The sequence below is a fragment of the Bradyrhizobium macuxiense genome (genome assembly GCF_001542415.1).
GTDB lineage: Bacteria > Pseudomonadota > Alphaproteobacteria > Rhizobiales > Xanthobacteraceae > Bradyrhizobium > Bradyrhizobium macuxiense.
Map to the genome: position 1 here is coordinate 46,172 of NZ_LNCU01000097.1, position 4,955 is coordinate 51,126.

Genomic DNA, 4,955 nt, shown 5'->3' on the forward strand with positions numbered 1-4,955 from the left:
GGCTCGGCCACGTCCTCGACATGGCGATCGAAAAGGGATCTGGCGACGCCGCGTTCGACCAGGCCGCGCTTGCGATGATCAAGCGATCCGATCCCGTTCCCAAGCCGCCGCCGCTCGTCGCCGACGAAGGCCTGAAGTTCACGCTCCCCGTGGTCTTCCGCGTCAAGGGCAAGGGCTGAGGCGTCCTTCCGCTGAACCACCGCGTGATTGCGTGCGTCGAAATGCGTCGCGGCGAGGGTGGTGCGCGACGCAATTCCGCATACGTGTCCTTTTCCGTACGGCCCGCGCGATCGCTGCCGACAAGCACTAGCTGCGACGCCTCAGATAGAGGTTGTTGAGGATCAAGGCGCCGCCGGTGATGCAGGCGCCGATGATCTGCACCCGCGTCGGCAGCACGCCGGTCATCGCCGAGACGGTGAACGCGGTGATCGGCACGACATCCATGAAGAGCACGCCGTTCAGGGGCGTCAGGATCCTGTTGCCGAGATTCCAGCACAGCACCCCGACGACGCTCGAGATCAAGCTCATATAGAGCAGGTGCGGCAGGATGAAGAGGGCATCGGCCGTTCCCGGCAGCACGATTGTATCCGTCAGCACGAGGATCGCGTTGATTGCGATGATCGTACTCAAGCCGAGCACCATCGTCATGGTCGTGTATTTGAGAGCCGACCAGTGAACGAAGCGCGCTGCGCCGAAGGTGTAGATCAGCCAGAGGATCATCCCGAGCACGATCAGCCCGTTGGCTGAGTAGTTCTGCGGCTCGCGCAGCAATCCGCCGATGTCGCCCTTGGTGATGACAAGCGCGACACCACAGAACGACAGCAGGACCAGCAGCAGTGTCGGGATCGGCGGCAGGACGCGGCGGGTGATCGAGATGATGAGGACACCGAGCAGCGGCTGCGTCGCCGCCATGATCGACGTCGTCAACGCGCCGTCGCGCCCGCCCAGTTGCTGTCCGAGAAAGACCAGGAAGCCGAAGCCAGCGAACCCAATCGAACCGAGGAACCAGGCGAGGGCGATCTGCTCGCCCTTCAGCCGCAGCGCATCCGGACCTTCCGTAACCCGAAGCAGGACGAGCGAGACGACTGCAGCGATCAGGTAGCGCAGCGATGTGAAGGTGAAGGGATCGATATGGGTGAGCGCGCTCGACATCACCGGAAACATCAGGCCGAACGAGACCGTCGCCGCCAGGCAATACAGAATTCCCCGCAGATGCGTGCCCTGTGCGGAGCGTCGTGAGGCGCCCTGAGGGTCAGTTTTGTCTGAGGTGGACGACGCCAGAGTTGGCGACGCAGCGTTGTTCATGAATGGCTCCCAGAAGATCGCTTCGGTTTCGACGGCGATCGTGCGCGCGCGGGGCAATCTTGACCATCGGCACGAATGACAGTTATCGTGAATATCGTGCCAAACCCGCGAAACAGGAAATCGCCCAGCAACAGGACCCGGCGGGACCGCTCCCGCGACCGGACGGTCGCCCTGCTGGCTTATGATGGCGTCAATGCCTTTGAGCTCGGCATGGCGCTGGAGGTGTTCGGCCTGCCCAATGTGAGCCGCGACTGGTATCGCGTTGCGGTTTGCGCAGAGCGACCCGGCGTGCCGCTCGCCGCCGGCAGTGGGGTCAAGATCGTTGCCGACGTGCCGTTCTCGTATCTTGCAGAGGTCGGCACGATCATCGTTCCGGGATGGCTTGATATCGAGGCGTCACCGTCGGAGCCGGTGCTATCGGCGCTTCGTCGCGCCCATGCCCGCGGTGTCCGCATCGCCTCGATCTGCTCGGGTGTCTTTGTCGTGGCTGCCGCCGGATTGCTCGATGGACGGCGCGTTGCCGCGCATTGGGCCCATGCCGAGGCATTGATGCGCCGACATCCGTCGTTGCGCGTCGATTCCAAGGTTCTCTATGTCGACGACGGCGACATCATGAGTTCGGCCGGCCGCGCCGCCGGCCTCGATCTCTGCATCCATATCGTGCGCAAGGATTTCGGCGCCGAGGTCGCCAACGAGGTGGCGCGTCGTCTCGTGATACCGGCCCACCGCGAGGGCGGGCAGGCGCAGTTCATTCCGAGCCCCGTCCTTGCCGAGGGCGATCCTCTCGCCGAGCTTTGTGCGTGGATGCGTACGCATCTCAATCGCGATCTCACGATCGCGAATCTGGCAGGCCGGGCGCGCATGAGCAGGCGAACCTTCATCAGGCGCTTCGAGGAGGCAACCGGCACGTCTCCGGGCGAATGGGTGCTGCAGGAGCGGGTGATGCGGGCGCGGAGCCTTCTGGAAGCGACCGGCATGTCGGTCGAGGATGTCGCCACCGCGGTTGGTTTCGGCACGTCAGACGTGTTGCGTCATCATTTCCGGACGCGCTTCGACACCAGTCCATCGCGTTATCGGTTGGGCTTTCGCGCCTAGGGAAAACTCCAACAGGAATTGCTCTTGCCGGCTTGTGTTACGCACGACGACGGCCGACGGTGTGACCGCCAATCCGCCGTGCGCATCGCGCGAACCGATCAGTTCTTCTTCACCAGCGGGCAGGCGCTCTTCTCCAGCGGCACGAAGGCTTCGTCCGCGGGGATCGTCGCGACCAGTTTGTAATAGTCCCACGGATATTTGGACTCCGACGGCTTCTTCACCTCGAACAGATAGGCGGGGTGGATCTTGCGGCCGTCGGCGCGGATCGAGCCTTTGCCGAACAGCGGATCGTCGGTCGGCAGCTCCTTCATCTTGGCGACCACCATGCGGCCGTCATGCGGATTGCCGCCAAGCGCCTCCAGCGCCTTGAAGTAATGGATGAGCGAGGCATAGACGCCGGCCTGCACCATGGTCGGCGGGTTCTTCTTGAAGCGCTCCAAGAAGCGTTTCGAGAAGGCGCGGGTCTGGTCGTTCATGTCCCAGTAGAAGCTCTCGGTGAAGTTCAGGCCCTGCGCGACGTTGAGGCCGAGCGAGTGCACGTCGGTGATGAACATCAGCATGCCCGCAAGCTTCTGGCCGCCCGATACGATGCCGAATTCGGCCGCCTGCTTGATCGCGTTGGTGGTGTCGCCGCCGGCATTCGCGAGGCCGATGACCTTGGCCTTCGAACTCTGCGCCTGCAGCAGGAAGGACGAGAAATCTGCCGTGTTGAGCGGATGCTTGACGCTGCCGAGCACCTTGCCGCCGCCGGCGGTGACGGCCGCAGTCGTGTCCCGCTCCAGCGCCTGGCCGAAAGCGTAGTCCGCTGTGATGAAGAACCAGGAGTCGCCGCCGGACTTGACCAGCGCCTTGCCGGTGCCGTTGGCGAGCATGTAGGTGTCGTAAGACCAGTGCACCGTGTTGGGCGTACACTGCGAGCCAGTGAGATCGGACGAGCCCGAGCCGGAATTCAGGTTGACGACATTCTTCTCCTTGGCGAGGTTTGCGATCGCGAGCCCGACATTGGAGGCCGCGAGATCGACGAACACGTCGACCTTGTCGACGTCGATCCATTGCTTGCCGATGTTTACGGCGACGTCGGGCTTGTTCTGGTGATCGGCCGAGATCAGGTCGATCTTCCAGCCCTTTGCCAGCAGCCCGGAATCCTCGATCGCCATCTGCGCCGCCACCGTCGAGCCCGGTCCGCCGATGTCCTGGTAGAGACCGGATTGATCGCCGAGGGCGCCGACCTTGACGACCTTGTCCATGGTCTGGGCCAGCGCGCTGCCGGCGAACACCAGGCTTGTGGTCAGGACAAGGGCTGCAACGGAACGCTTCATCTTTCCTCCAGTATGATTTTGTTTTTGAGTTCCTCATTATGCCCGGCCACGACGGCGTCGCCTAGGCGCGCCATGCGATCGGCTGCGCGCGATATTCCACCGCGCGGCGAATCAACAGGCGACGATGACGGCTGATGTACGATGACGCCTGATGTTATGTTTGTGCGGGAGCGCTATCGGGAAAGCGCTCGCGGGCGAAGCGCTACCGCTAGTACCCGGAATCAGAGTTGATTGATACGGCGGCCCTTGAAACGGCGTTGACGGATCTTTTTCTTGGTCCAGACGAAGGGCTCGGCTTTGTCGTTGTAGGCGTTGACGTAGGCATCGATGTGTTCCTGAAGCTGCTTGAGGCTTGTGAAGGAGGTGCCGCTGAGCGACTGCCCCTGCAGGATTGAGAACCATACCTCGATCTGGTTGAGCCAGGACGCACTCGTCGGTGTGAAATGGAATTGCACATTGGGATGGGCCTTGAGCCAGCTCTCATTCTTCTTGTGGGTGTTGAGGTTGTCGAGGATGACGTGAAGCTTTCGGCCCGGAAAGGCCGCGGTGAGGCTGTTCATGAAATCGAGAAACTCGACACGGCGACGGCGTTTTGAATGCGTAGCGATGATCTTTCCGGTGGCGACTTCGAGCGCTGCAAACAATGTCGTGGTGCCATGCCGCTTGTAATCGTGGCTCTGGCCGGTCAAGGCGCGGCCATTGGGCAACTTCAGATAGCCCTGCGCTCGCTCCAAAGCCTGGATCGAGGGCTTCTCGTCCACGCAGAGCACAATAGCCTTCGCCGGCGGGGCGACGTAAAGGCCAACGACATCGGCGGCTTTGGCCGTAAAGTTCGGGTCGTTGCTCTCACACCAGGACTTGCGAGCCGCGAGGTCAATCTTGTGGCTGCGCAGGAACCGCCAGACATATTGGACGTCAACATCGCCTAGCGCCTCGGCCAGCAGAGGGCCGGTCCAGCGCGCAAACCCTTGCGGGGGCGGCTTATCCAGCAGCTTCAGAATCCGCTTGTCGGTCGTCTTCGTATAGATCGGCTGCTTGCCGGGCCGCGGCTTGTCTTGCAGCCCTTCAAGGCCTTGGTCGGCATAGCGATGCCGCCAAACGCTGACAATCCGCGGCTGGACCCCAACTTCCTTGGCGATCGACCGGGTGCTGCGCCCGTCCGCCGCTAACAGGACTATCCGCGCCCGCTTCAAATCGCGCTGCAATGTCATCGGTGAGCGACAACACGCCTCAAGC

At 62.5% G+C, this 4,955-nt stretch carries 5 protein-coding genes; 2 read left to right on the forward strand and 3 right to left on the reverse strand.

Translation table 11 applies throughout. The features are described from left to right. The coding region (locus tag AS156_RS45045; RefSeq protein ID WP_245313116.1) for an energy transducer TonB family protein at nucleotides 1-179 on the forward strand (179 nt) is incomplete at its 5' end. 127 nt (nucleotides 180-306) lie between these two features. On the opposite strand, the gene AS156_RS29065 is transcribed toward AS156_RS45045, so the two are convergent. Further along, nucleotides 307-1,305, reverse strand: coding sequence for a DMT family transporter (locus AS156_RS29065; RefSeq protein WP_066511956.1), 999 nt, complete (start codon nucleotides 1,303-1,305; stop codon nucleotides 307-309). Nucleotides 1,306-1,380: 75 nt separating this feature from the next. Between AS156_RS29065 and AS156_RS29070 the strand changes: the two genes are divergently transcribed. Further along, the gene (locus AS156_RS29070) at nucleotides 1,381-2,400 is read left to right on the forward strand and encodes a helix-turn-helix domain-containing protein (RefSeq protein ID WP_066511946.1); all 1,020 of its coding nucleotides are present in this window, start codon (nucleotides 1,381-1,383) and stop codon (nucleotides 2,398-2,400) included. Nucleotides 2,401-2,498: 98 nt separating this feature from the next. On the opposite strand, the gene AS156_RS29075 is transcribed toward AS156_RS29070, so the two are convergent. Next, nucleotides 2,499-3,719 carry an ABC transporter substrate-binding protein gene (locus AS156_RS29075; RefSeq protein WP_066511947.1) on the reverse strand — a complete coding sequence of 407 codons (1,221 nt, stop codon included), beginning with the start codon at nucleotides 3,717-3,719 and terminating at the stop codon, nucleotides 2,499-2,501. A 221-nt stretch (nucleotides 3,720-3,940) separates the two neighbouring features. Next, on the reverse strand, nucleotides 3,941-4,955 hold a 1,015-nt coding region (locus AS156_RS29080; RefSeq protein WP_082747544.1), incomplete at its 5' end, for an IS630 family transposase.